We start from the raw sequence: 25,091 nt of genomic DNA on the forward strand, positions 1-25,091 counted from the left end.
AAGACCGGCTGCAATTAGTGGTCGCCGGTGCGAGTCTGCGGAATTGTTCTGCGTGGCCGGCCGACGGGTCGGTGGTGAAAAAAGAATCCGGATTTTCTTGCACGTCCATTGCTCGATCCGTTTCACGGAGGGGAAATCAAGTGAACGTCAAGTCCCGCGTGCGTATCGGTGCCGGTATCGGTGCGGTTGCCCTGGGCCTCGGTGTCCTGGCCGCCCCCGCTTACGCGGACCCCACCTCGGCCACCGACTACCGTCAGCTCGCCGGTGTCGGCTCGGACACGACCCAGGACGTCATGAACGCCCTGGGCGAAACGATCACGAACAGCAGCGGCAAGGTCATCGCCTCGTGGAACGCCACCGGCTCCTCCCCGATCACGACCAAGGCCACCGGCAGCTGCTCGATCACCCGCCCCGACGGCTCCGGCGCCGGCATCACCGCGCTGAACACCGCCCTGGACGGCAACACCGGCTGTGTGGACTTCGCCCGCTCCTCGCGTGGTCCGAACGACACCTCCACCTCGGACCTGACCTTCATCCCGTACGCCAAGGACGCGGTGGCCTGGGTGAAGCAGGACGGCAGCGCCCTTCCCGACAACCTGACGACCGCCCAGCTCAAGGCGATCTACGAGTGCACCCTGACCTCGCTCAACGGTGTCACGCTCACCCCGATCCTGCCGCAGTCGGCCTCGGGCACCCGCGCCTTCTTCCTCAGCTCCATCGGCGTGACGACCCCCGGTTCCTGCGTCACCTCGGACTCCACCATCCAGGAGAACGACGGCTCGGTCATCGACAGCGCCGGTGACATCTTCCCGTACTCCGTGGCCCAGTACACCGCCCAGGAGACCCTCGTCGTCGACGACCGCCGCGGCGACGCCGTGCTCGGCTCCGTGGACGGCCAGGGCGCGCGCAACAGCGACCTCTCGCTGAACGCGTCCTTCCCCTACCTGCGCAACGTCTACAACGTCGTCCCGACCGCCAAGCTGTCCAACTCGCTGATCGCGGACACCTTCGTGGGCACCGGCTCGAAGGTCTGCTCGAACACCGCCGTCATCACCTCCTACGGCTTCGGCTCCCTCGGCAGCGCCTGCGGCAGCACGACCCTCACCGGCGAGAAGTGATCGCCACCTCGTAACCGCTCAACGGCCGGGCACCTCAAGGGTGCCCGGCCCAGCGGCGTTTCCGTTATCGACCGAAACCCCTTGGGGGGACCACGAAATGAACCTGCGACCCGCTGAACTCAGGTCGCCCGTCGCGCTGTTGACCTCGTTCGCTCTGCTGTGCGCCGCCCTGGCCGGGGTCCTCGCCTTCGCGGGACGGGCCAGCGCGACGACCGATCTGGGCAAGTTCACGGTCAGCCCGGCCACGGGAAACATCGCGGACGTCCCCATGACCACGTCCGTCACCACGAGCACCGGCTGCAACGCGACCACCGCGCAGACACTCGTGCTCCGGCTGGTGAACCCGATCACCCCGACACTGACCCAGCCCCTCGCCCAGTCTTCGACGAAGACCGGTGTCGGCGCGGACCCGTTCACCGTGGCCCTCCAGGCGACAGCGGCCAAGCCCAGCCTCCAGTCGGCACTGACGGCGTCAGGGGTCACCGCTCCCTACGACGGCACGTACACCGTGCTTCTGACGTGCGGCACCAGCACCACCGCCGACCGTTTCCTCGCCAAGGTCCGGGTCACCGGCGACACCTGGACGCTGCTCGAACAGCAGGCCACGACGCTCACGGCGAGCGCGGCCTCCGACGTCGCCGTGGGCGGCGACCTCAAGCTCACCGCCTCGGTGTCGCCCACGGCGGCGGCCGGTTCGGTGGAGTTCAAGAACGGCGACACCTCGCTCGGCACGGCACAGGTCACGAACGGCACGGCCGAACTCACGGTCAAGGCGCCCGCGGTCGCCGGCCCCATGGCCTTCAGCGCCGTGTTCACCCCCACCGACACCGACGCCTACTCCGGCGCCGAGGCCAGCGGGAGCGCGACCATCGACTACGTCGTCTCCGCCAAGGACTCCGACGGAAACGCACTCGCCGACAAGCCCACCCTGCACCTGGGCCAGGTTGTGAAGGTGACGGCCAAGGGCTTCGCCGCAGGGGCCACGGCACAGGTCAGCGTGTCCGGCTCCAGCGCGACCTTCGCCGATGTGACCGCGAACGCCGACGGCACCGTCGCCGACTACTCGTTCACCGTGCCCAACGCCCTCAGCAACGACACGCACAGCCTGTTCTTCACGGTCTCCGGCTCGCGCGCGGAGTTCCCCTTCGTCAGCACCGACGAGGTCTCCTCCAGCCCCAGCCCCACCGAGGACCCCGACCTCACCGTCACCGACGCGGACGGCAACACCCTCGACACCGACCCCAGCCTCGAACCCGGCCAGAAGGTGAAGATCACCGCCCGCGGCTACACCGCGAGCGCCGCGGTCAAGGTCACCCTCGCCGACAGCGACACGAAGTTCGACGACGCCAAGGCGAACTCCTCCGGCACCGTGGAGAACTACGCGTTCACGGTCCCGAAGGGCATCGCGGACGGCGACCACACGCTGACCCTCGCCGAGGACAAGACCGACGGGCACAGCGTGGACTTCGCGTTCACGACCGGCTCCGGCGACTCCAGCGGGTCCCCCTCGCCCAGCACGTCCGCCTCGGACACCGGCGGCACGGGCACGGGCGGTACCGGCAGCGGCGGTTCGGACACCGGCGGTTCCTCCGGCGGCGGCAGCAGCGGCGGCTCCGGCTCCGGCACCGGCGGCTCCATGGCCTCCACCGGCGCCCAGATCGGCGCGATCGGCCTGGCCTCCCTCGCGTTCCTCTCCGCAGGCGGCGCGCTCGTACTCCACATGCGCCGCAAGGGCCTGCTGACCTTCGGGGGCGACACACCGCAGCACCGCTGACCGACGGGCCGACGGGGCTACGGGTCGGCCTGGGGGCGCACGCCTACGTGTCCCCGGGCCCGGCCCGTCCACCGTAGGAAGCCCTGGGTCGTCGTAGTCGTACGCAGCCGTAGAGAACCCTCCGTTCCGAGGAGCGCACCCCGTGACCACGCTCGCCCCGCCGCCGGCCGGTGCGTCGGCGCCCGCCGACGGCCCGCCCGTTCCGCCACCGCCCCCGCCGACCACCGAGCCGCGCCGGGAGACCCCGCGGCCTCCCGCCCGCCCCGGGCTCGCACTCGCCGGGGCGGCCCTGTGCGTTCTCGCCGCCGTGCTCCTCGGCTTCGCCGCGAACCTCACCGTCGTCGGCCACCTCCAGCACGCCCGCGACCAGCGGACCGCCTACGCCGAGCTCCGCAAGGAACTCGCCCTGGGCACCGCCCCCGTGGGCCAGCGGGACTACGAGGGCAACCTGCTGAAGACGGGCGCGCCCGTCGCCCTGCTGCGCATCCCCGCCCTCGGCTTCAAGGAGGTCGTCGCCGAGGGCACCACCTCCGAGGTGCTGATGGCGGGGCCGGGACACCGCCGGGACACCCCGCTGCCCGGCCAGGCCGGGACCGCCGTCGTCATGGGCCGCCAGTGGGGATACGGCAGCCCCTTCCACGACCTGCACCTGCTCCCCGTCGGCAGCCGCATCGAGATCACCACCGGCCAGGGCAAGGCGGTCTACGAGGTCACCGGCATCCGCCGGGCCGGCGACGAACTGCCCGCGCCGGTCGCCGAGGGACAGGGACGGCTCACCCTCATCACCGCGACCGGAGCCCCGTACACCCCGAGCGGAGTGCTCCGGGTCGACGCCAAGCTGGTCACGGCCGTGCAGCCCAACCCGCCCCGCGATCTGCGGGCCGGCTGGATCGCCGGCTCCGAACAGGCCCTCGGCACCGACCCCGGTGCCTGGCTCGGCGTCTTCCTGTGGACCCAGGGACTGCTGCTCGCCTCGCTGCTCGCGGTGGCCTCCTTCCGCGTCTGGGGCCGCTGGCAGACCTGGATCTGCGCGGGCCCGCTGCTGCTCGCGCTCGGCCTCGCCGACTCCCAGTCCCTCACGGCACTGCTGCCGAACCTGCTCTGAACCACCGGCCTCCGCACGGAAGTTGACCAACCGAATGTCCGAGAACCCCGACCTCGTCGACACCGTCCTCCAGCCGCCCGTCGAGGACGGCCGGGGCGGCGGCCTCGCCACCGCCCCAGCCGTCAGCAGCGCCGCCCCCCGGTTCGGGGACGGCCCCGCCACCCTGCGCGCCGACTCCGTCTCCGCCTGGTTCGGCGACCACAAGGTCCTCGACCGGGTCTCGCTCACCATGCCCGCGCGCCAGGTCTCCGCGCTCATCGGCCCCTCCGGCTGCGGCAAGTCGACCTTCCTGCGCATCCTCAACCGGATGCACGAGCTGATCGGCTCGGCCTCGCTGGCCGGCCGGGTGCTGCTCGACGAGGTCGACATCTACGACCGCGGCCGGCGCATCACCCACGCCCGCCGTGAGATCGGCATGGTCTTCCAGAAGCCCAACCCCTTCCCGGCCATGTCGATCTACGACAACGTCGTCGCCGGCCTCAAGCTCAACGCCATCAAGGTCGGCCGCGACGGCAAGGACGACCTCGTCGAGGAGTGCCTCACCAAGGCAGGCCTGTGGAAGGAGGTCCGGGACCGGCTCCGCCAGCCCGGCGGGGCGCTGTCGGGCGGTCAGCAGCAGCGGCTGTGCATCGCCCGCTCGCTCGCGGTACGGCCGCGGGTGCTGCTGATGGACGAGCCGTGCTCGGCGCTCGACCCGACGTCGACCCGCCGTATCGAGGAGACCATCCACGACCTCAAGGACGAGGTCACGATCGTCATCGTCACCCACAACATGCAGCAGGCCGCCCGCGTCTCCGACAACTGCGCCTTCTTCCTCGCCTCGCACGGCACGCCCGGCGTGATCGTCGAGCACGGGGACACGCACGCGATGTTCAACTCGCCCCAGGACGAGAGGACCTCGGACTACGTGAACGGGCGTTTCGGGTGACGGGGAGGGGGGCGGCCAGGTCCAGGCCCAGGTTCGGCCGGGCCGCCGGGGCGGTCGTGGCGGTGGTGCTGCTCGCCGGGTGCGGGGCGGGGGCCGGGACGGGGGTGGGGACGGGGACGCGGGGCATGGACGCCGCCGACCGGATGCCTACCGCTTCGGAGGTTCCGACGGCTTCGGCCGCTTCGGTGTCGGTGGCGCAGCCGGTTCCTTCGGCGTCCGCACCGGCCTCCCTCGCGCCGCCGGTGCGGCGTACGGCCCGGCCCTCCGCGAGCGCGAGCGGTCCGGTGCGCGGGCCGGACCTGACCCGTCGGGTGCCGCTCGTCTCGTCCCGTGCGCCGACCGCCACCGCCGTGGCGCCGACGGCCGCCCCGTCCGCGACCCGGCGGCCCACGGGCACCGTCATCCGGATCGGCACCTGGTCCGCGGGCGTGATCCGCGGCGGGCAGGACGAGGTCGACGCCTGCAAGGACGCCGTGCAGTGGGCGGGACCCATGATCGGCACCGAGGACGGGTACGAGATGCGGACCGTCGTGATCGTCGGTCACGACTACTGCGGCTTCGACCTGTTCGCCACGCTCCGCGTCGGCACCAGGGTCACGATCAGCACACCGCGCGGCACCTGGACCTACACGGTGTACGCCAACTACGTCACTCCCGGACGCGGCGCCCCCGCCGCCGGGCTCTACTGGGGCGACCTCACCCTCCAGTCCTGCGTGGGACCGGACACCGGGTTCAGCTACCTGGTCCGCGACTAGCGCGGATCACGGTGCGCTCGGCCACACCAGCAGCATGTACGCCCCGAAGTACGCCGACCCGGCCACCGCCGTCGTCAGCACGAGCACCCGCAGTCGTCCCGAGGCGCGGGCGAGGTGGTGGGCGACCGGCAGCAGCAGCGGGAAGCCGGGGAGGAGGAAGCGGGCGCGCGGGAAGTAGACGCCTCCGCTGGCCAGGACGATCAGCAGGAGGACCCCGGTGAACACCAGCAGCGGCAGCGGCTGCCGGTCCCACAGCGCGCAGCCGAACAGCACCACCGACACCAGCATCGTCAGACTCACCACGACCAGGAACAGCTCCGGCCGCGAGACCTGCCCGAACAGGTGCCGCAGCCAGCGCACGGTCTCCGCCCCGCCGTCCACCTCGTTGTGCCACATCCGCTGGACGGCGAAATAGCCGTCCCAGCGGCCGAGTCTGAGCCCCACCCAGCCGACGTACGCGCACCAGCCGAGGGGGGCCAGGACGGCCGCCGACAGGGCGCGCGCCGAGAAGCGGGAGCGCAGCGAGAGCAGCGCGGTCACCGTGACGGCCGCGGCCAGCGCGATGCCCGTCGGCCGGGTCAGCCCCGCGAGGACCGAGCCCGTGGCCGCCCACAGCCAGCGTTCGTCGAGCACCGCGTACAGCGTCCACGCGGCGAGCGCCGTGAACAGTGACTCGGTGTAGCCCATCCACTCGACCAGGCCCACCGGAAACGCCGCCCACAGCACGGTGAGCAGCACCCCGACCCGCCGGCCGCCGATCCGGTCGCCGACGGCGAACACGCCCCAGGCCGCGAGGAGCGACGCGAACAGCGCGATGCCCAGGCCGGTGCTGGCCCGGGTGCCCGGGGTCACGACGGCGACCGCCTTGACCAGCAGCGGGTACAGCGGGAAGAACGCCAGGTTGTTGTGGTCGTACGCGATGCCCAGCTCGTGCGCGTACCCGTGGTCGGCGATCCCGAGATACCAGCGGGAGTCCCACTGCGTCGCCAGCATCGGCCACACCCCGTGATGGCGGCGGTGCGCCCACACGGCGAAGAACGCCAGCCCCGCGAGCCGTACGGCGAGATACGCGGCGAGTGCCGGGGCCGCGCGGCGCAGGGCGTGCCGGGAAACGGTCGCCGTGGGGTGGTGGGGTCGTCGGGTGCCCGGGATGTGCCCGCGGGGGGCGGTGTCGGGGGCGGTCGAGGACACGGCGGCGGCTCCAGTACGACGGCTGCGGCGGGCGGTACCGGTTCACCGTTCCCCGGGAGCCGGGGCGGGGTGCGGTGGGTGGGGCGGTCGCCGCCGCGAAATCACCCGTAGGGGTGTCGTGGGGGGTGCCGTAGGGGTGTCCCTGGACGGAGGGGCACCCCTGCGGGTCAGATGCCGGCCGCCGCCGACAGGTCGCGCTTGATCGCGGCCAGGGTCTCGGCCGCCCTGGCCCGGGCCGCCGGGAGGTCGGCGTGCGTGGCCACCGGGACCACCACCTCCAGGTAGCACTTCAGCTTGGGCTCGGTGCCGCTGGGGCGGACGATGACCCGGGCGCCGGTGAGGGTGTAGCGGAGGCCGTCGGTGGGGGGCAGTGTGTCGGTGCCCTGCGTGAGGTCCTCGGCCCTGGTGACGGGGAGGCCCGCGAGTTCGGTGGGGGGCTGCTCGCGGAGGCGGCGCATCGCGGCCGCGATGACCGAGAGGTCCTGGACGCGGACCGAGAGCTGGTCGGTGGCGTGCAGGCCGTGTTCCACGGCCAGGTCGTCGAGGAGGTCGAGGAGGGTGCGGCCCTCCTCCTTGAGGACCGAGGCCAGTTCGGTGATCAGGAGGGCCGCGGTGATGCCGTCCTTGTCGCGTACGCCGTCGGGGTCGACGCAGTAGCCGAGGGCCTCCTCGTAGCCGTAGCGCAGGCCGTCGACGCGGGCGATCCACTTGAAGCCGGTGAGGGTCTCCTCGTAGGGGAGGCCCGCCTTCTCGGCGATGCGGCCGAGGAGGGAGGAGGAGACGATCGACTCCGCGAACACGCCGGTCGCGCCGCGGCGGACCAGATGGGCGGCGAGGAGGGAGCCGACCTCGTCGCCGCGGAGCATGCGCCATGCGCCGTCGTCCTTGACGGCCGCGGCACAGCGGTCGGCGTCCGGGTCGTTGGCGATGATCAGGTCGGGGTCCGTCTCGCGGGCCTTCGCGAAGGAGAGGTCCATCGCGCCGGGCTCTTCCGGGTTGGGGAAGGCGACGGTCGGGAAGTCCGGGTCCGGGTCGGCCTGTTCGGTGACGAGCACGGGGGCGGGGAAGCCGGCCCGGGCGAAGGCGGCGAGGAGGGTGTCCCTGCCGACGCCGTGCATGGCCGTGTAGACGGTGCGGGCGGTGCGGGGGGAGGTGGGGGACAGGACGGCGTCCGTGCGGGCCAGGTAGGCCTCCAGGACCGTGTCGTCGAGGGTTTCCCAGCCGGTGTCGGGGCGGGGGACGTCGTGGAGGGTGGTGATCGCCTGGATTTCGGCGGCGATCCCGGTGTCCGCGGGGGGCACGATCTGGGAGCCGTCGCCCAGGTAGACCTTGTAGCCGTTGTCGCGGGGCGGGTTGTGGCTGGCGGTGACCTCCACGCCGGCCACCGCGTTCAGGTGCCGTATGGCGAACGCCAGGACGGGGGTGGGGAGGGGGCGGGGGAGTACGACGGCGCGGAGGCCGGCGCCGGTCATGACGGCCGCCGTGTCGCGGGCGAAGTCGGTGGACTTGTGGCGGGCGTCGTAGCCGATCACCACGGTGCCGGTGCCCTGGCCCTGCTTCTTCAGGTACGCGGCGAGACCGGCCGCGGCGCGGATCACCACGGAGCGGTTCATGCGCATCGGGCCGGCGCCGAGTTCACCGCGCAGGCCGGCGGTGCCGAACTGGAGGGTGCCGCTGAAGCGGGCCTCCAGTTCGGTGATGTCACCGGCCTCGATGAGCTTGGCCAGCTCGTCGCGGGTGTCCGGGTCCGGGTCCTCGGCGAGCCAGGTCCTGGCCCGGGCGATGAGATCGTCGTGCACGGTCGTGGTCCAACCTCTCGTGGTGTGCCTGCGGCGCATCCGCGGCTCCGGTGGGGGTGCGCGCAGCGCCTGCGGTTCGTCGTGGGTCGGGGCCGGGGAGGGGAGTCTCCGTCCTCGGACCGGCGGTGGTGCATCTCGGATCGTGCGGGGCGTCGGACGCCGGCCGCTGCGGGCGGAAACTCCCCTCCCCGTCCCCTTCCCGCCGTGGGCGCGTGCAGCACCCATGCGGCGTGCGTGCATCGACATGCGTGCACCGACCAAGTGTTGTGCGTGCGCCGACGTGCGTGGCGCGCGTGCACCGACCATGTTTGCGCGCGTGCACCCGCCAAGTGGCGCGCGTGCACCGACCTAGGGGCGCGGGGAACTGCGCGACCGGCCACGACGGTCCCGCAGTCGCTCTACGACCCGGCCCGGCACCCCCTGCTGCGTTCTTCAGAGCCTGCCCAGTACCTGCGCCAGCAGTGAACCCATCCGCGCGGCGCTGTCCCGGCCCGCCTGGAGGACCTCCTCGTGGTTCAGCGGCTCGCCCGTCATGCCCGCCGCGAGGTTGGTGACGAGGGAGATGCCCAGGACCTCGGCGCCCGCCTCGCGCGCAGCGATCGCTTCCAGGACCGTCGACATGCCCACCAGGTCCGCGCCGATCACGCGGGCCATGCGGATCTCGGCCGGGGTCTCGTAGTGCGGGCCGGGGAACTGGGCGTAGACGCCCTCTTCGAGGGAGGGGTCGACCTCCTTGCACAGGGCGCGGAGGCGAGGGGAGTAGAGGTCCGTGAGGTCCACGAAGTTCGCGCCGACGATGGGGGACGTCGCCGTGAGGTTGATGTGGTCGCTGATGAGGACCGGCTGGCCGGGGCGCATGCCCTCGCGCAGGCCGCCGCAGCCGTTGGTGAGGATGATCGTCTTGCAGCCGGCGGCCACGGCGGTGCGGACGCCGTGCGCGACGGAGGCGACGCCTCGGCCCTCGTAGTAGTGCGTGCGGCCCAGGAAGACCAGTGCGCGCTTGTCACCGATGGTGTACGAGCGGATCTTGCCGCCGTGGCCCTCGACTGCGGGAGGCGGGAAGCCGGGCAGCTCTGTGACCTCGAACTCGGCGTCGGGAGCGCCCAGGGCGTCGACGGCCGGAGCCCAGCCGGAGCCCATCACGAGGGCGACGTCGTGGGTCTCGGCGCCCGTGAGCTCGCGCAGGCGCGTGGCTGCCGCGTCGGCGGCGGCGTGGGGGTCGCCCTGGATGTCGTCCGGAAGAAGAGATGCGTTCACGCCGATGAGAGTAGCCGGTCCAGGCCTACGCGCGTAGATGACGGAGCTCACGGGATTGCGATCGTTGTCTTGTCGTTTCCAACGAGGGGGCGGGCGAGGGTGGTCACCCGTCCGGTCACTCGTCGGTGATGAGGACGTCCTTGTCGTTGAAGACCTCGACGATGAAGATCAGGAGCCGGCCTCGGCTGACGGTGTACTCCACCAGGACGTTCTGCGTGAGGCGGATCGTCCGGTCGTCTCCCGTGGAGCTTATGGGCCGCGAGACGGAGAGGAAGGGGTCGCGGGCCAGCAGCGCGATGCCCTTGTCGAACGCGCTGCGCTGACGATCGTCCAGCCGGTCACGGGCCGCTGCCGCCTGCACGGTGTAGTAGACGTCGTACGTGGTGGGGGCCATGCGCTCTCCCGTTGGTGCGTCGGTCCCACCAGTGTAGGGACGCGGTGTCTCAGCAGGGCCGCTTGCGCAGCTCCATCACGTAATCGTGTGGCGCTCCCGCCGATTCCGCCGCGTCGGCGATCTCGCCCAGGTAGCGGGCCGAGGGGAGGCCGCCCTCGTAGCTGTCGAGGACGTAGAGCCAGGCCGTCTCCTCGCCCTCCAGGGTGTGCACGCGCACGCGGGCCCGGCGGTAGATGCCCATGCCGACGCCCTCCCAGCGGTCCATGGAATCCTCGTCCATCGGGGCGATGTCGTAGAGGCCGACGAAGACCTGGGCGAGGGGGTCCTCGACGATCGTCGCCAGCGCGCCCTCCCAGCCCATCTGCTCACCGCCGAAGGTGAGCCGCCATCCGTTCAGCCACCCGGTGGCACGCAGGGGCGAGTGCGGGGCGCGGCGGGACATCAGCCGCGCGTCGAGATTGCCGGCGTACGCGGCGTAGAGCGACGACATGGAGAGAGGGTACGGCAGCCGTCCCATGCGCCACTCCCGCCCCGGCATGCGCCGGGCGGCGGCCCCGGGCACCAGCACCTTGAGGCGTGCGGGACAATGGAGTACGTGACTCGGATCGTGATCATCGGTGGCGGACCCGGCGGCTATGAAGCGGCGCTGGTGGGCGCGCAGCTCGGCGCGGAGGTGACCGTCGTCGACTGCGACGGTCTGGGCGGAGCGTCGGTACTGACCGACTGCGTGCCGTCGAAGACCCTTATCGCTACGGCCGAGGTCATGACGACCTTCGACTCGTCGTACGAGGAACTGGGGATCATCGTCGCCGACGACACCCCGCCGCTGGAGCAGGCGGCCCGGGTGGTGGGGGTCGATCTGGGGAAGGTCAACCGGCGGGTGAAGCGGCTGGCGCTGGCGCAGTCGCATGACATCACCGCGTCTGTGACGCGCGCGGGTGCGCGGGTCATGCGGGGGCGCGGGCGGCTGGAGGGCATGCAGGCCCTGGACGGGTCGCGCAAGGTCGTCGTGACCGCCGCGGACGGGAGCGAGGAGACCCTCGTCGCCGACGCGGTGCTGATCGCCACCGGCGGGCACCCGCGGGAGGTCCCGGACGCGCTGCCCGACGGCGAGCGCATCCTGAACTGGACCCAGGTCTACGACCTGACCGAGCTGCCCGAAGAGCTGATCGTGGTCGGGTCGGGTGTGACCGGTGCCGAGTTCGCGGGCGCGTACCAGGCTCTGGGGTCCAAGGTCACGCTGGTGTCGTCGCGGGACCGCGTGCTGCCGGGTGAGGACCCGGACGCCGCCGCCGTCCTGGAGGACGTCTTCCGGCGTCGCGGCATGAACGTCATGGCCCGGTCGCGGGCGGCCGCCGCCAAGCGGGTGGGGGACCGGGTCGAGGTCACGCTCGCGGACGGCCGGGTGATCAGCGGTACGCACTGTCTGATGGCCGTCGGTGCCATTCCGAACAGCGCGGGGCTGGGGCTGGAGGAGGCCGGCGTCAAGCTGCGCGACTCCGGGCACATCTGGACCGACAAGGTGTCCCGGACGACCGCGCCGGGTGTGTACGCCGCCGGGGACGTGACCGGTGTGTTCGCCCTCGCGTCGGTGGCCGCCATGCAGGGGCGTATCGCCATGTACCACTTCCTGGGTGACGCCGTGGCCCCGCTGAACCTGAAGACGGTCTCGTCGAACGTCTTCACCGACCCCGAGATCGCGACCGTCGGCTACTCGCAGGCGGACGTGGATGCCGGGAAGATCGACGCCCGGGTCGTGAAGCTGCCGCTGCTGCGCAACCCGCGCGCCAAGATGCAGGGCATCCGGGACGGTTTCGTCAAGCTGTTCTGCCGACCGGGCACGGGCATCGTGGTGGGTGGCGTGGTGGTCTCGCCGCGGGCCTCGGAGCTCATCCATCCGATCTCGATCGCCGTCGACAACAATCTGACGGTCGAACAGATCGCGAACGCGTTCACCGTGTACCCGTCCCTTTCGGGGTCGATCGCGGAGGTCGCGCGGCAGCTGCACACCCGGAAGGCCGGCAGCGAGCTCTGACGGCCGGAACCGACTCCCCGCTGGTCACGGGGAGTTGTCGAGCATGCGTACGGCATGGGCGGCCAGGTTAAGTCCTATACCACTTCCGACCCTGCTGTGCGAACAACTTCTGCTATTCGGCGCAAACTGCTGAAAGCAGACGGTCGTTGGGGTTACTGTCAGTTTCGTGTTCGCTGCAGAACGTCGCCAATTGATCCTCGAAATGGTGCGAGCGAACGGGGCCGTGTCGCTCCGTGAGCTCGCCCGCGTCGTCCAGACCTCAGAAGTGACCGTACGGCGGGACGTGCGCGCACTGGAGGCAGAAGGACTCCTCGACCGCCGGCACGGCGGTGCGGTACTGCCGGGCGGGTTTACGCGGGAGTCCGGCTTTCCGCAGAAGTCTCATCTCGCGACCGCCGAGAAGACGGCCATCGCCGATCTCGCCGCGGGTCTCGTCGAAGAGGGCGAGGCCATCGTGGTCGGGGCGGGTACCACCACACAGGAGCTCGCGCGCCGCCTGGCGCGGGTGCCCGGACTCACCGTCGTCACCAACTCGCTGCTGGTGGCGCAGGCCTTGGCCCATGCCAACCGGGTCGAGGTCGTGATGACCGGCGGGACGCTCCGCGGGTCCAACTACGCCCTCGTGGGCTCCGGCGCGGAGCAGTCCCTGCAGGGGCTGCGCGTGTCGAAGGCCTTCCTGTCGGGCAGTGGCCTGACCGCCGAGCGGGGGCTGTCCACGTCCAACATGCTGTCGGCCTCCGTCGACCGGGCGCTGGTGCAGGCCGCGTCGGAGGTCGTGGTCCTCGCCGACCACACCAAGCTCGGTACCGACACGATGTTCCAGACCGTGCCGACGGATCTCATCACCCGGCTGGTCACGGACGAGCCGCCGGCCCATGACGACCGTGCGGCCACGGAACTCCAGGCCCTCGCCGATCAGGGGGTGCAGATCGCCGTGGCCGGGGCGTCGGGAAGCCCGGGGGGTGATCAGGTCCCGACGCGTCAGCAGCAGCATCAACAGCGTCGGGACGTGTCCCTGCCGGGGCCCCGGAGGGGCCAGGTGCCGGGGAACGGGCTGCGGTCGGCGTCGTCGGTGCTGGGAGAGCCGCCGACGGGGGCCGAGCGGGGGCGCGTCGCCGATCTCCGGCGGCGGTGAGGGGCCGCGCCCCTCAGGTGAGTCCGCCAGTCAGGCGAGTCCGCTAGGTAAGTCCGCGCAACGTCAGTTCCAGCAGTCTGTCTGCCAGATCCGGGTCTCCGGGTGACTCCTCACTTGCCAGGGCGATGGCATGTGTGAGTTGAAGCAGATCGCCGATCTGTACGTCTTCTCGTACCGCCCCCGTCTCCTGAGCGCGGGTCAGCAGTGCGGTGCCCGCCTCTCTCATGGGGGTGCCGCAGCGGGCCAGAGCCGACGCCGGGTCGGCGGACGATACCGACATCAGGGCCCTCGACAGGCCCCGGTACTCGGCCGCGTGGGTGACCACCTCGCGGAGCCAGGTCAGCAGGGCCGCGCAGGGCTCGGGAGTGTTGAGCAACTCCTGCGCCCGGTCCAGGAGTTCGTTCACCGCGTCCTCGAAGACCGCGCTCATCAGGGCGTGCCGGTTCGGGAAGTGGCGGTAGAGGGTGCCGATGCCCACACCCGCCCGACGCGCCACGTCTTCCAGTGAGGCGTCGGTGCCGTGTTCGGCGAAGACGGTGCGGGCCTCGGCCAGCAGCCGGTCGTGGTTGCGGCGGGCGTCGGCGCGTATGGGCCGTTCCAGACGTTCCAGGGGGTCGGGTGCCCGGCGAACGGTCGGGTGACGTTCGCCGGGCGGTGCGGTCCGGGGTGTGGTCAGTCCTTGATCTCGCAGATCACGGCGCCGGAGGTGAGTGACGCGCCGACCTCGGCGGACAGGCCCTTGATGGTGCCGGTCTTGTGCGCGTTGAGGGGCTGTTCCATCTTCATGGCTTCGAGTACGACGATCAGGTCGCCTTCCTTGACCTCCTGGCCCTCCTCGACGGCGACCTTGACGATCGTGCCCTGCATGGGCGAGGCGAGGCTGTCGCCGGAGGCGACCGGGCCGGACTTCTTGGCGGCGCGGCGCTTGGGCTTGGCGCCGGCGGCCAGGCCGGTGCGGGCCAGGGTCATGCCCAGGGAGGCCGGGAGGGAGACCTCCAGGCGCTTGCCGCCGACCTCGACGACGACGGTCTCGCGGCCGTTGTCCTCGTCGGTCTCGGCGTCGGCCGGGGCGGCGAAGGGCTTGATCTCGTTGACGAACTCGGTCTCGATCCAGCGGGTGTGGACCGTGAAGGGGTCGGCGGATCCGGTGAGTTCGGGGGCGAAGGCGGGGTCGCGGACGACGGCCCGGTGGAAGGGGATCGCGGTGGCCATGCCCTCGACGGTGAATTCGTCCAGTGCGCGGGCGGCGCGCTGGAGGGCTTCTGCGCGGGTGCGGCCGGTGACGATCAGCTTGGCCAGCAGGGAGTCCCAGGCCGGGCCGATGACGCTGCCGGCTTCGACGCCCGCGTCCAGGCGGACGCCGGGGCCGGCGGGAGCGTCGAAGCGGGTGACGGTGCCGGGGGCGGGCAGGAAGTTACGGCCCGGGTCCTCACCGTTGATCCGGAACTCGAACGAATGCCCGCGCAGTTCCGGGTCGCCGTAGCCGAGTTCTTCGCCGTCGGCGATGCGGAACATCTCGCGGACCAGGTCGATTCCGGCGACCTCCTCGGTCACCGGGTGCTCGACCTGGAGGCGGGTGTTGACCTCCAGGAAGGAGATCGTGCCGTCCTGGCCGACCAGGAACTCACACGTGCCCGCGCCGACATACCCGGCCTCGCTCAGGATCGCCTTCGAGGCCCGGTACAGCTCCGCGACCTGCCCGTCCGTCAGGAAGGGTGCGGGGGCCTCCTCGACGAGCTTCTGGTGGCGGCGCTGCAGCGAGCAGTCCCGGGTGGAGACGACGACGACGTTGCCGTGCCGGTCGGCCAGGCACTGGGTCTCCACGTGCCGGGGGCGGTCCAGGTAGCGCTCCACGAAGCACTCCCCGCGCCCGAACGCCGCCACCGCCTCACGCACCGCCGACTCGTACAGCTCGGGGACTTCTTCGAGGGTGCGGGCGACCTTCAGGCCGCGGCCGCCGCCGCCGAACGCCGCCTTGATCGCGATCGGCAGGCCGTGCTCGGTGGCGAACGCGACGACCTCGTCCGCGCCGGAGACCGGGTCGGGGGTGCCCGCGACGAGCGGGGCGCCGGCGCGCTGGGCGATGTGGCGGGCGGCGACCTTGTCGCCCAGGTCGCGGATCGCCTGCGGGGGCGGGCCGATCCAGATCAGGCCCGCGTCCAGGACCGCCTGCGCGAACTCCGCGTTCTCCGAGAGGAAGCCGTAGCCCGGGTGGACGGCGTCCGCCCCCGACTCGCGCGCCGCGTTCAGGACCTTCTCGAAGTCCAGGTAGCTGGTGGCCGGGGTGTCACCGCCCAAAGCGAACGCCTCATCCGCGGCGCGGACATGCAGAGCATCCCGGTCCGGGTCCGCGTAGACGGCCACGCTCCCGATCCCGGCGTCCCGGCAGGCCCGGGCCACGCGGACAGCGATTTCGCCACGGTTGGCGATGAGCACCTTGCGCACGATTGAGGCTCCCTCCTTGAAACAAGCCGAGTTTAGGGAAGGCCGACACGGCACTTCGACCCGTCCCCAATGGTGAGCTTGCCCACACGGAGCGTGATGCGAGGCTCGCCCTACCCGCGAAAGCCCTTGTCGCACCGCGGTACGCAGGACTCCTTCGGAAAACCCTAGCCCTGTGATGTGCTCAAGGTCTCTGTGAGAGCGTGCCGCGCCCCACAACGTTTCTTTGTTGAGTCCCTACGAATGGCCCAACGAATCTTTGCTGCCGCCCTGCCCCTTGTCCCCTGGTTTACCCGTTAGTAGCGTTCGCGATGTCTTGAACGAACTTCAAGTAACAGCGGTCGTCGGGCCGCGTCGAAAGTGGGTGGGGACCGGTGGTGCGTAGACCGGTGGCGTGGGTCGTGGCGGTCGTACTCCTCGCCGAGGCGCTCGGCATCGCGGCGCTCAACTGGTTCACGGGAGTGGTCGTCGACCGGCAGAACATGTCGATGGCCGGCCTCGACCCGGACAAGATGTCGATGTCCGCGAAGGCCGGCGGCGTGGTCTTCGGCCTCTACTTCGCGCTGTGCGCCCTGGTGGCCCTGCTGGTCGCCATACGCAACCGCGCGCCCGCCGGCCTCGGCCGGATCCTGCTGATCAGCATCGCGGTCGTCCACGCCCTGCTGGGCGCCGTGGCATGGGGCCTGGTCGGCTGGAAGGCCTTCCTGTACATGATGGTCGTCCTCGCGCTCGTCGTACTGCTGCTGATGACGTACGACCGTGGGGACGCGGTCGGCGCCGGGGCGGACGCCGACGGGGGCGGGGGCGAGGACGGTTCCGGCCCGGAGGACGGCTCCGGCTCCGGCTCGGAGGACCGCCCGGAACCGGAACCGATGGCGAAGGACACGCCGCCCGCCGGGCCGGTCACTCCGCCGGCGCCCACAACTCCGTGATGCCGATGCCGAGCTCCGCGAGCAGCCGGCGGACCAGGGGCAGGCTGATGCCGATCACGTTGCCGTGGTCGCCGTCGATGCCGTCGATGAACGGCGCGCTCCGGCCGTCCAGGGTGAACGCCCCCGCGACGTAGAGGGGTTCGCCCGAGGCGACGTACGCGGCGATCTCCTCGTCGGTGGGCTCGCCGAACCGTACGACGGTGGAAGCGGTCGCCGAGGCGTGCCGGTTGGTCGCCGTGTCCCAGACACAGTGCCCGGTCTGCAGGGTGCCGGCCCGGCCGCGCATCGACTTCCAGCGGGCGGTCGCCTCCTCCGCGTCCGCGGGCTTGCCGAGGGCCTGGCCGTCGAGGTCCAGCACCGAGTCGCAGCCGATCACGATCGCGCCCCGTACGTCCGGGCGGGCGGCGACGACGGAGGCCTTGGCCTCGGCGAGGGCGAGGGCCAGATCGGCCGGTGTGGGGGCGGTGACGGCGTCCTCGTCGACGCCGCTGACGATCACCTCGGGGGCGAGGCCTGCCTGGCGCAGGAGGTTCAGCCGGGCGGGGGACTGGGAGGCGAGGACGAGTCTGCGCATGGCGCCAGCGTAGTGGCTGCGGTTCACCGGACACCCAGCACGATCATCAGCAGCAGCATGACCAGGGCCAGGAAGATGCCGAGCCGCCGGAGGGTGTTCTGCATGTCCTGCAGTTCCTTCGGCGGCTCGTCATCAGGGTCCGACCACAGCATGTCACCAGCGTGTGGCTTGGCCGGGGGCGGCGCCTGAGTAGGGGTACTCAAATCGGAGCCCGGGGTTTTACTTCTGTGCGCGGTTCCCCGCGCCCCTGGGGGGTGGCCGCTAGCTGGGCCAGTAGGTGCGGGTCCATGCGTTCTGGCTCGGCTGGGGGACCCGGCGTTGGGCGATGCGGGACGGGTCGGACCAGGCGTCCTTTGGTGTGGGGGTGTCGGACGGGGTGGCCGCCATGGCGGCTGCCCGTGCTCTTACCACCGCGAGTGCGGCGGCCAGCTCCTCCGGGGTGGGGTTGCCCCGTACGACTTTGATCGTCACCGTGGCGCTCCTCAGAGGGGGATGTTGCCGTGCTTCTTGGGGGGCAGGGACTCGCGTTTGGTGCGGAGCTGGCGCAGGCCCTTGACGACGTGGCGGCGGGTGTCGGAGGGCATGATCACGGCGTCGACGTAGCCGCGTTCGGCCGCCGTGTAGGGGTTGAGGAGGGTGTCCTCGTACTCCCGGATCAGGCGGGCGCGGACGGCCTCGACGTCCTCGCCGCCTGCTTCGGCGTCGGCGAGGGTGCGGCGGTGCAGGATGTTGACGGCGCCCTGGGCGCCCATGACGGCGATCTGGGCGGTGGGCCAGGCGAGGTTGAGGTCGGCGCCCAGGTGCTTGGAGCCCATGACGTCGTAGGCGCCGCCGAAGGCCTTGCGGGTGATGACGGTGATCAGGGGGACGGTGGCCTCGGCGTAGGCGTAGATGAGTTTGGCGCCGCGGCGGATGATGCCGTCGTGTTCCTGGCCGACGCCGGGCAGGAAGCCGGGGACGTCGACGAAGGTGATCACGGGGACGTTGAAGGCGTCGCAGGTGCGGACGAAGCGGGCCGCCTTCTCGGACGCCTTGATGTCCAGGCAGCCGGCGAACTGCATCGGCTGGTTGGCGACGATGCCGACCGGGCGGCCCTCGACGCGGCCGAAGCCGGTGACGATGTTCGGGGCGAACAGGGACTGCGTCTCGAAGAACTCGGCGTCGTCCAGGACGTGTTCGATGACCGTGTGGATGTCGTAGGGCTGGTTGGCGCTGTCCGGGACCAGGGTGTCCAGCTCCAGGTCCTCGCCGGTGAGGGCGAGGTCGGCCTCCTCGGGGAAGACCGGGGGCTCGGAGAGGTTGTTGGAGGGCAGGTAGGACAGCAGCTGCTTGATGTACTCGATCGCGTCCTTCTCGTCGCCGGCCATGTGGTGGGCGACGCCGGAGACCGCGTTGTGGGTGCGGGCGCCGCCGAGCTCCTCGAAGCCGACGTCCTCGCCGGTGACCGTCTTGATGACGTCCGGGCCGGTGATGAACATGTGGGACGTCCGGTCGACCATGACCGTGAAGTCGGTGATGGCCGGGGAGTAGACCGCACCGCCCGCGCACGGACCGACGACCAGGCTGATCTGCGGGATCACCCCGGACGCGTGGGTGTTGCGGCGGAAGATCTCACCGTACGCGCCCAGCGAGGCCACGCCTTCCTGGATGCGGGCGCCGCCGGAGTCGTTGATGCCGATGACCGGGCAGCCGGTCTTCAGGGCGAAGTCCATCACCTTGACGATCTTCTGGCCGTAGACCTCGCCCAGCGCCCCGCCGAAGACGGTGAAGTCCTGGGAGAACACGGCGACCGGCCGGCCGTCGACGGTGCCGTAGCCGGTGACGACGCCGTCGCCGTAGGGGCGGTTCTTCTCCAGGCCGAAGTTGGTCGAACGGTGCTGGGCGAACTCGTCCAGCTCCACGAAGGAGCCCTCGTCGAGGAGCAGCTCGATCCGCTCACGGGCCGTCAGTTTGCCCTTGGAGTGCTGCTTTTCGACCGCGCGCTCCGAACCGGCGTGTGTCGCCTCATGGACACGGCGCTGGAGATCCGCGAGCTTCCCCGCGGTCGTGTGAATGTCGATCTCTTCCGGCTCGGACATCGGGATGCGGCTCCCTGCCTGCTCAAAAGGGGGGACGGTTACTCATTCGTAGAGTAGTGGGGTGCCTACCAAACGGCGGTGCGGCGTACACCACACCTAGGGTGGCTTGCATGACGCCGCAAGATGCAGCAGACGCGAACAACAGTCGTTGGTCCGACCTGGACCGTCCACCGCTCAGCGCCACGGCACTGCGCAGGGCCGTGGTGCGGGAGGGCGGGCTGTGGACCGACGTGGAGGTCGTCCAGAGCATCGGCTCCACGAACAGCGAGCTCGTGGCGCGGACGGCGGCGGGGAAGGCCGCGGAGGGGCTGGTGCTGGTCGCCGAGGAGCAGACGTCCGGGCGGGGCCGCCTGGACCGGCAGTGGACGGCACCGGCGCGCTCGGGCCTGTTCTTCTCGGTGCTGCTGAAGCCGGCCGAGGTGCCGGTGGCCCGCTGGGGGTGGCTGCCGCTGCTGACCGGGGTGGCGATGGCGACGGGCCTGGCGCGGGTGGCGGGCATCGATACGGCACTCAAGTGGCCCAACGACCTCCTCGTCACCGTCGGTGAGGAGGAGCGCAAGGCCGGGGGCATCCTGGCGGAGCGGGCCGGCGAGGACGCGGTGGTGGTCGGCGTCGGCATCAATGTCAGCCTCCGGGCCGCGGAACTGCCGGTGCCGCAGGCGGGTTCGCTGGCGCTGGCGGGGGCGGTGAACACGGACCGGGACCCGCTGCTGCGGGCGGTGCTGCGGTCACTGGAGGACTGGTACGGGCGCTGGCGCGCGGCGGGCGGCGATCCGGTGACGAGCGGCCTCCAGGAGACCTACGCGGCGGGGTGCGCGACGCTGGGCCGCACGGTGCGGGCCGAGCTGCCGGGGGACCGGGCACTGGTGGGCGAGGCGGTGGCGATCGACGGCGACGGCAGGCTCGTGCTGGCCACGGAGCACGGGGTGCAGGAGCCGGTGGGAGCGGGGGACATCGTGCATCTGCGGGGGGTGTGAGGGCTGGGGAGCGCCCCGTAAGGGGCGCGGGGCCCTGTCGATTTGCGGCTCCGCCGCGTGGGCGCGACCAGCCCCCACCGGCCCGCGGCCGGGAGCCAGGGCAACCCACCCCTCCCTCGGTGAACGCCCACCGCAACCCCTGATGTCGGCTTACCTCACGAAGTGAGCTACCGCACAGCTGCCGTAGAGTTGAGGCCGGTCGGTATGCGACCGCGGCAGATCGGAAGGGCAGCAGGCGTGACCGTCGACGACACGGGCTCCGGCGAGGGCGCGGACGCCGCCGACTCCGGCGAGGACCCCCTCGCGCTGCGCCTCGAAGCCCTGATCATCGGGGCCGAGCGCCGCTACACCCCGTTCCAGGCGGCCCGCAGCGCCGGCGTCTCGATGGAGCTGGCGTCGAGGTTCTGGCGGGCGATGGGCTTCGCCGACATCGGGCAGGCCAAGGCGCTCACCGAGGCCGACGTGCTGGCCCTGCGCCGGCTCGCCGGTCTCGTCGAGGCGGGGCTGCTCAGCGAGGCCATGGCGGTGCAGGTGGCGCGGTCGACCGGGCAGACCACCGCCCGTCTGGCCGAGTGGCAGATCGATTCCTTCCTGGAGGGGCTGACCGAGCCCCCCGAGCCGGGCATGACGCGTACCGAGGTCACGTATCCGATCGTCGAGCTGCTGCTGCCCGAGCTGGAGGAGTTCCTCGTCTACGTCTGGCGCCGCCAGCTCGCCGCCTCCGCCGGCCGGGTCGTGCAGGCCGCCGACGACGCGGAGATGGTCGACCGGCGCCTCGCCGTCGGCTTCGCCGACCTCGTCGGGTTCACCCGGCTGACCCGCCGGATGGAGGAGGAGGAGCTCGGCGAGCTGGTCGAGGCCTTCGAGACCACCGCCGCCGACCTGGTGGCGGCCCGCGGCGGGCGGCTCGTCAAGACCCTCGGTGACGAGGTCCTGTACGCCGCCGACGACGCCGGTGTCGCCGCCGACATCGCGCTGCGCCTCGTGGAGACCATGGCGCACGACGAGACGATGCCGGAGCTGCGCGTGGGCATGGCCTTCGGGACCGTGACCACCCGAATGGGCGATGTCTTCGGTACGACTGTGAACCTCGCCTCCCGCCTGACCTCCATAGCCCCCCGCGACGCCGTGCTCGTCGACAGCGCGTTCGCGGAGGAACTGATCCGGGTGGGCGAGGCCCCGGCCTCGGAGGCGGCCGCCGCGGAGGAGGCGGCGACCGCCGAGAAGGAGGGCGAGGAGCCCCCGACGTACCGCTTCGCCCTCCAGCCGATGTGGCAGCGCCCGGTCCGGGGCCTGGGCGTGGTGGAGCCGTGGCTCCTGACCCGCCGGGACGGTCCGTCGGCCCCCTGAGCCCGCGTCGCCCGGAACCCCGGCTCGCGGGGAGTCCTGGGGCCGGTCGTTTGGATCATGTCGGCGTCGCGGGGTGTGGCACGCACTCCCCCAGAGGGGGTACCCCCAGCGGCGTTGTCGTCACTCGCCGACGTCCCCCAGCCTTCGGCCGGGAGGTGCCCCCACCGCGTCGCCCGCCGCGGCAGCGGCTTATGTCTACGCCTCCTCCGCCTTGCAGCTGCACGCACCACACCCCGCTCGGGTCGGCTGAAATCCGCAGTATCTGTCAGCCGACCTGATCCAAACGACAGGCCCTAGTCGGTCTGCAGCCGTGGGTCGACGCAGAGTCCGACGATCGGCAGGCAGACGCCGTCGCCGGGCTGAGGTGTGCCGGTGGTCGGGGCGGGGGCGGGAGTGGTCGCCGGGGTGCTGGTGGCCGGAGTCGTCGGAGTGCTCGTCGGCCGTGCCGGGCCTGTCGGGATGGTCGTCGGGACCGTGGCCCTGCTGGGCAGCGCGGTGGGTGAGGCCGACGGCGACGCGGGAGCCGCGGCGGCTGCCGTGGCCGTCGGTGTCGGGCTCGCGCCGCCCATGACGGCCGCGGAGGGGGTCGCCCTGAGGACCGTGCCGACGGTGGCGGCCGTGTTCGCGGACCGGTCCGGCGTCGCGTCGGCGGTCGGGTCCAGCCGGGGCTCGGCCTCTGCCGTGCCGGGCGCGCCGACACCGCCCTCCGGGACCATCCGTACGAGGCTCAGCACGCCGGCGGCCAGCGCGAGCCCTCCGGCGGCGAACAGCACCTTGCGGGGCCGGGGCTTGCGGTGCCGTCCCCGGCGACCGGCCGACGGCTTTCCTGCCGATGTCGTCCCCGCTGACGACGTTTCTGCTGACGGCGTTCCTGTCATGACGCTCCCTCCCGCTGCGCGCCCCCGATGCGCCGTGGCGAGCGCACGTTATGCGCTCCCGTGGGGTGTGCGCCGGGAGTCTCCCGGGATGTCACCCGAACGGGGGTGTCCGGGCTCGGCCGCCGCCCTTTTCCCCGGCCTGTCCGGCTGCGATGATCGTGCGGTTAACAGGCGTTAACTCTTGGGCGAGTCGAGCGGAGGGTGTCATGAGCGAGGAGCGGTACGGGGAGTTCGTGCTGGTACGGCGGCACGGTCACGTCGTGGAGCTCGTACTGGACCGGCCCAAGGCCATGAACGCGGTGTCGGCGGACATGGCGCGCTCGATCGTGGCCGCGTGTGCCGCGCTGGACGCCGACCGGGACGCGCGGGTGGTGGTGCTGACCTCGTCGCACGAGCGGGCGTTCTGTGTCGGCGCCGACCTGAAGGAGCGCAACTCGCTGACCGACGCGGAGCTGCACCGGGCTCGGCCGCTGTCCCGCGGGGCGTACACCGGCGTACTGGAGCTGCCGATGCCGACCATCGCCGCGGTGCACGGCTACGCGCTCGGCGGGGGCTTCGAACTGGCGCTGTCCTGCGATGTGATCGTGGCCGACGGCACGGCGGTGGTGGGGCTGCCGGAGGTGTCGGTGGGCGTGATCCCGGGCGGCGGGGGTACCCAGCTGCTGCCCCGCCGGGTCGGGGCGGCCCGGGCGGCCGAGCTGATCTTCTCGGCGCGGCGGGTGGAGGCGGCGGAGGCGCACGAGCTGGGCCTGGTCGACGAGCTGGTGGCGACGGGCCAGGACCGCGAGGCGGCGCTGGCGCTGGCGGCCCGGATGGCGGCGAACTCGCCGGTGGGACTGCGCGCGGCGAAGCGGGCCCTCCGGCTGGGGCACGGCCTGGACCTCCGGGCGGGCCTGGAGATCGAGGACGCGGCATGGCGAACGGTGGCGTTCTCGGGGGACCGGACGGAAGGAGTGGCAGCGTTCAACGAGAAACGGAAGCCGGAGTGGCCGGGGGAGTGAAGCGCCCCTTCAGGGGCGCGGGGCTGTATCGATTAGCGGCTCCGCCGCGAGGGCGCGATCAGCCCCCACCGGGCCCGCGGTCGACTCGCTGCCGCAGCACCTGTTCGCCGCACCAATGTCCCGAATGCAACAAATCATCCCTAACCTGGAGTAATGGGTGAGGACAAGCGGCTCGCCGCCGTCGTGGCGCTGGCGCAGGGGATGGCGGCGGCCCACACCCCACGTGAGTGCTGGCACGCCGCCGCGGCCGGCGCCTGCCGCGCGCTGGACGGCAGCTTCGCCGCGCTCTCCGTGTGGGAGCGCGAGCTCGGCCGGCTGCGGGTCCTCGTGAACGTCGGGGAGCGCGCCCCGGACGAGGAGGAGTTCCCGGACGCCGAGGCCTACCCGGTGCACCAGTTCCCGGAGATCACCGAGTTCCTGCACGAGAGGTGGGCGGGCGGCGGCGGCCCCAACGCCTGGGTCGAGACGGCCGAGGGTCCCGCCGCCGGCCGCCCCGGTTACTCCCATCAGCGCGTCGCCGCCCTGCGCCGCAGGGGCCGCGGCTGCTGCGTGGTCGCCCCGATCGTGCTGCACGGCAGGGCCTGGGGCGAGTTGTACGTGGCCCGCGCCGGCCGCGCCCCCGTCTTCGGCCGCGCCGACGCCGACTTCGCGACCGTCCTGGCCTCCGTCGTCGCCGCCGGGCTCGCACAGACCGAGCGTCTGGAGGAGGCCCGCCGGCTCGCGTACACCGACGCGCTGACCGGGCTCGCCAACCGCCGCGCCGTCGACGCGCGTCTGGACGAGGCGATCGACCGGCACCGCACGGAGCGGGCGGTGGTCAGTCTCGTCGTCTGCGACCTCAACGGGCTGAAGAAGGTGAACGACACCCGGGGACACGCCGTCGGCGACCGTCTCCTCGAACGCTTCGGCTCGGTGCTCTCCCTGTGCGGGGCGATGCTCCCGGGGGCCCTCGCCGCGCGGCTCGGCGGGGACGAGTTCTGTCTGCTGGCGGTCGGCCCGCCCGCCGACGACGTGGTCAAGGCGGCCGACGAACTCTGCCGCCGGGCCGGGGAGTTGGAGCTCGGGGAGGGGGTCGCCTGCGGGGTCGCCTCGACCGCGGACCCGATCGGGCCGGTGCGCTCGGCCCGCCGGCTGTTCCGGCTCGCCGACGCGGCCCAGTACCGGGCCAAGGCGCTTCGCTCGGCCCGGCCGGTGGTGGCCGGGCGTGAGGGCCCGGACGATCCCGTCGTACGGCTGGCCGACGCGCCCCCGCCGGAACGGGCCGAACGGCGCAGCTTCCGCGGACGCCGCGGACTGTGACGTACAAGTAAGGGTCAACCCCGTGCCCCGCTAGTGACAGCACCCGCATTCAATGCGTACGCTCCTGAA

At 71.9% G+C, this 25,091-nt stretch carries 24 protein-coding genes; 12 read left to right on the forward strand and 12 right to left on the reverse strand.

Features of this window, described 5'->3' with window-relative positions; all coding sequences use genetic code 11:
- Nucleotides 1-140: 140 nt before the first annotated feature.
- From AB0D85_RS02490 to AB0D85_RS02510, 5 genes are all read left to right on the forward strand, one after another.
- Complete coding sequence (locus tag AB0D85_RS02490; protein ID WP_362312585.1) at nt 141-1,118, forward strand: substrate-binding domain-containing protein; 978 nt, start codon at nt 141-143, stop codon at nt 1,116-1,118.
- Between the two features lie 97 nt (nt 1,119-1,215).
- Entirely contained in the window at nt 1,216-2,892 is a 1,677-nt protein-coding gene (locus AB0D85_RS02495; RefSeq protein ID WP_362312587.1) for a hypothetical protein, read from the forward strand.
- Between the two features lie 142 nt (nt 2,893-3,034).
- Nucleotides 3,035-3,997 carry a class E sortase gene (locus AB0D85_RS02500; RefSeq protein ID WP_362312589.1) on the forward strand — a complete coding sequence of 321 codons (963 nt, stop codon included), beginning with the start codon at nt 3,035-3,037 and terminating at the stop codon, nt 3,995-3,997.
- Nucleotides 3,998-4,031: 34 nt separating this feature from the next.
- On the forward strand, nt 4,032-4,925 hold the full coding sequence (locus tag AB0D85_RS02505) for a phosphate ABC transporter ATP-binding protein (protein ID WP_362312590.1): 894 nt from the start codon (nt 4,032-4,034) through the stop codon (nt 4,923-4,925).
- A gap of 125 nt (nt 4,926-5,050) precedes the next feature.
- On the forward strand, nt 5,051-5,680 hold the full coding sequence (locus AB0D85_RS02510; RefSeq protein WP_362312592.1) for a hypothetical protein: 630 nt from the start codon (nt 5,051-5,053) through the stop codon (nt 5,678-5,680).
- A gap of 6 nt (nt 5,681-5,686) precedes the next feature.
- On the opposite strand, the gene AB0D85_RS02515 is transcribed toward AB0D85_RS02510, so the two are convergent.
- The 5 genes from AB0D85_RS02515 to AB0D85_RS02535 all read right to left on the reverse strand — a co-directional run bounded on the left by AB0D85_RS02515 (nt 5,687) and on the right by AB0D85_RS02535 (nt 10,811).
- A complete protein-coding gene (locus tag AB0D85_RS02515) occupies nt 5,687-6,871 on the reverse strand; it encodes a hypothetical protein (protein WP_362312593.1) in 1,185 nt (394 codons plus the stop codon).
- A gap of 167 nt (nt 6,872-7,038) precedes the next feature.
- Nucleotides 7,039-8,670 carry a phospho-sugar mutase gene (locus AB0D85_RS02520; protein ID WP_362312595.1) on the reverse strand — a complete coding sequence of 544 codons (1,632 nt, stop codon included), beginning with the start codon at nt 8,668-8,670 and terminating at the stop codon, nt 7,039-7,041.
- 432 nt (nt 8,671-9,102) lie between these two features.
- Complete coding sequence (locus AB0D85_RS02525; protein ID WP_362312596.1) at nt 9,103-9,927, reverse strand: purine-nucleoside phosphorylase; 825 nt, start codon at nt 9,925-9,927, stop codon at nt 9,103-9,105.
- A gap of 115 nt (nt 9,928-10,042) precedes the next feature.
- Nucleotides 10,043-10,321, reverse strand: a complete 279-nt coding sequence (locus tag AB0D85_RS02530) for a hypothetical protein (RefSeq protein ID WP_362312598.1) — start codon at nt 10,319-10,321, stop codon at nt 10,043-10,045.
- Nucleotides 10,322-10,370: 49 nt separating this feature from the next.
- On the reverse strand, nt 10,371-10,811 hold the full coding sequence (locus AB0D85_RS02535; RefSeq protein ID WP_362312599.1) for a gamma-glutamylcyclotransferase: 441 nt from the start codon (nt 10,809-10,811) through the stop codon (nt 10,371-10,373).
- A 96-nt stretch (nt 10,812-10,907) separates the two neighbouring features.
- Here AB0D85_RS02535 and AB0D85_RS02540 point away from each other — a divergent pair, with 96 nt between their 5' ends.
- Entirely contained in the window at nt 10,908-12,356 is a 1,449-nt protein-coding gene (locus AB0D85_RS02540) for an NAD(P)H-quinone dehydrogenase (protein WP_362312601.1), read from the forward strand.
- A gap of 166 nt (nt 12,357-12,522) precedes the next feature.
- A complete protein-coding gene (locus tag AB0D85_RS02545; RefSeq protein WP_362312603.1) occupies nt 12,523-13,491 on the forward strand; it encodes a DeoR/GlpR family DNA-binding transcription regulator in 969 nt (322 codons plus the stop codon).
- A gap of 43 nt (nt 13,492-13,534) precedes the next feature.
- Here AB0D85_RS02545 and AB0D85_RS02550 read toward each other — a convergent pair whose 3' ends face one another.
- Both AB0D85_RS02550 and AB0D85_RS02555 read right to left on the reverse strand, forming a co-directional pair.
- Nucleotides 13,535-14,080 carry a TetR/AcrR family transcriptional regulator gene (locus AB0D85_RS02550; protein ID WP_362313462.1) on the reverse strand — a complete coding sequence of 182 codons (546 nt, stop codon included), beginning with the start codon at nt 14,078-14,080 and terminating at the stop codon, nt 13,535-13,537.
- Between the two features lie 83 nt (nt 14,081-14,163).
- Nucleotides 14,164-15,936, reverse strand: coding sequence for a biotin carboxylase N-terminal domain-containing protein (locus AB0D85_RS02555; RefSeq protein ID WP_362312605.1), 1,773 nt, complete (start codon nt 15,934-15,936; stop codon nt 14,164-14,166).
- A gap of 371 nt (nt 15,937-16,307) precedes the next feature.
- Here AB0D85_RS02555 and AB0D85_RS02560 point away from each other — a divergent pair, with 371 nt between their 5' ends.
- Entirely contained in the window at nt 16,308-16,865 is a 558-nt protein-coding gene (locus AB0D85_RS02560; protein WP_362312607.1) for a hypothetical protein, read from the forward strand.
- Here AB0D85_RS02560 and AB0D85_RS02565 read toward each other — a convergent pair.
- The 4 genes from AB0D85_RS02565 to AB0D85_RS02580 form a co-directional block, all read right to left on the reverse strand.
- On the reverse strand, nt 16,837-17,439 hold the full coding sequence (locus AB0D85_RS02565) for a nucleoside triphosphate pyrophosphatase (RefSeq protein ID WP_362312609.1): 603 nt from the start codon (nt 17,437-17,439) through the stop codon (nt 16,837-16,839). The two genes, AB0D85_RS02560 and AB0D85_RS02565, sit on opposite strands and share 29 nt — an antisense overlap.
- A gap of 23 nt (nt 17,440-17,462) precedes the next feature.
- The gene (locus tag AB0D85_RS02570) at nt 17,463-17,591 is read right to left on the reverse strand and encodes a hypothetical protein (RefSeq protein ID WP_362312611.1); all 129 of its coding nucleotides are present in this window, start codon (nt 17,589-17,591) and stop codon (nt 17,463-17,465) included.
- Nucleotides 17,592-17,700: 109 nt separating this feature from the next.
- On the reverse strand, nt 17,701-17,910 hold the full coding sequence (locus AB0D85_RS02575) for an acyl-CoA carboxylase epsilon subunit (protein ID WP_362312613.1): 210 nt from the start codon (nt 17,908-17,910) through the stop codon (nt 17,701-17,703).
- Between the two features lie 11 nt (nt 17,911-17,921).
- Complete coding sequence (locus tag AB0D85_RS02580) at nt 17,922-19,517, reverse strand: acyl-CoA carboxylase subunit beta (protein ID WP_362312615.1); 1,596 nt, start codon at nt 19,515-19,517, stop codon at nt 17,922-17,924.
- Between the two features lie 110 nt (nt 19,518-19,627).
- Here AB0D85_RS02580 and AB0D85_RS02585 point away from each other — a divergent pair, with 110 nt between their 5' ends.
- Both AB0D85_RS02585 and AB0D85_RS02590 read left to right on the forward strand, forming a co-directional pair.
- Nucleotides 19,628-20,494 carry a biotin--[acetyl-CoA-carboxylase] ligase gene (locus AB0D85_RS02585; RefSeq protein ID WP_362312617.1) on the forward strand — a complete coding sequence of 289 codons (867 nt, stop codon included), beginning with the start codon at nt 19,628-19,630 and terminating at the stop codon, nt 20,492-20,494.
- A gap of 237 nt (nt 20,495-20,731) precedes the next feature.
- A complete protein-coding gene (locus AB0D85_RS02590) occupies nt 20,732-21,844 on the forward strand; it encodes an adenylate/guanylate cyclase domain-containing protein (protein ID WP_362312618.1) in 1,113 nt (370 codons plus the stop codon).
- A 293-nt stretch (nt 21,845-22,137) separates the two neighbouring features.
- On the opposite strand, the gene AB0D85_RS02595 is transcribed toward AB0D85_RS02590, so the two are convergent.
- Entirely contained in the window at nt 22,138-22,722 is a 585-nt protein-coding gene (locus AB0D85_RS02595) for a hypothetical protein (protein WP_362312620.1), read from the reverse strand.
- Between the two features lie 206 nt (nt 22,723-22,928).
- Between AB0D85_RS02595 and AB0D85_RS02600 the strand changes: the two genes are divergently transcribed.
- Together AB0D85_RS02600 and AB0D85_RS02605 are read left to right on the forward strand one after the other, a co-directional pair.
- A complete protein-coding gene (locus AB0D85_RS02600; protein ID WP_362312622.1) occupies nt 22,929-23,723 on the forward strand; it encodes an enoyl-CoA hydratase-related protein in 795 nt (264 codons plus the stop codon).
- 153 nt (nt 23,724-23,876) lie between these two features.
- Entirely contained in the window at nt 23,877-25,022 is a 1,146-nt protein-coding gene (locus AB0D85_RS02605; protein WP_362312624.1) for a sensor domain-containing diguanylate cyclase, read from the forward strand.
- The last annotated feature ends 69 nt before the right edge of the window (nt 25,023-25,091 follow it).

The organism is Streptomyces sp. NPDC048277 (genome assembly GCF_040652235.1).
Lineage (GTDB): Bacteria > Actinomycetota > Actinomycetes > Streptomycetales > Streptomycetaceae > Streptomyces.

Excerpts from the sequence above, each read along its gene's own strand:
- AB0D85_RS02495 (WP_362312587.1), top strand. The coding sequence starts at position 1,216 with ATGAACCTGCGACCCGCTGAACTCAGGTCGCCCGTCGCGCTGTTGACC.
- AB0D85_RS02505 (WP_362312590.1), top strand. The coding sequence starts at position 4,032 with ATGTCCGAGAACCCCGACCTCGTCGACACCGTCCTCCAGCCGCCCGTC.
- AB0D85_RS02510 (WP_362312592.1), top strand. The coding sequence starts at position 5,051 with ATGGACGCCGCCGACCGGATGCCTACCGCTTCGGAGGTTCCGACGGCT.
- AB0D85_RS02530 (WP_362312598.1), bottom strand. The coding sequence starts at position 10,321 with ATGGCCCCCACCACGTACGACGTCTACTACACCGTGCAGGCGGCAGCG.
- AB0D85_RS02535 (WP_362312599.1), bottom strand. The coding sequence starts at position 10,811 with ATGTCGTCGCTCTACGCCGCGTACGCCGGCAATCTCGACGCGCGGCTG.
- AB0D85_RS02540 (WP_362312601.1), top strand. The coding sequence starts at position 10,908 with ATGGAGTACGTGACTCGGATCGTGATCATCGGTGGCGGACCCGGCGGC.
- AB0D85_RS02565 (WP_362312609.1), bottom strand. The coding sequence starts at position 17,439 with ATGCGCAGACTCGTCCTCGCCTCCCAGTCCCCCGCCCGGCTGAACCTC.
- AB0D85_RS02570 (WP_362312611.1), bottom strand. The coding sequence starts at position 17,591 with ATGCTGTGGTCGGACCCTGATGACGAGCCGCCGAAGGAACTGCAGGAC.
- AB0D85_RS02580 (WP_362312615.1), bottom strand. The coding sequence starts at position 19,517 with ATGTCCGAGCCGGAAGAGATCGACATTCACACGACCGCGGGGAAGCTC.
- AB0D85_RS02585 (WP_362312617.1), top strand. The coding sequence starts at position 19,628 with ATGACGCCGCAAGATGCAGCAGACGCGAACAACAGTCGTTGGTCCGAC.
- AB0D85_RS02595 (WP_362312620.1), bottom strand. The coding sequence starts at position 22,722 with ATGACAGGAACGCCGTCAGCAGAAACGTCGTCAGCGGGGACGACATCG.
- AB0D85_RS02600 (WP_362312622.1), top strand. The coding sequence starts at position 22,929 with ATGAGCGAGGAGCGGTACGGGGAGTTCGTGCTGGTACGGCGGCACGGT.
- AB0D85_RS02605 (WP_362312624.1), top strand. The coding sequence starts at position 23,877 with ATGGGTGAGGACAAGCGGCTCGCCGCCGTCGTGGCGCTGGCGCAGGGG.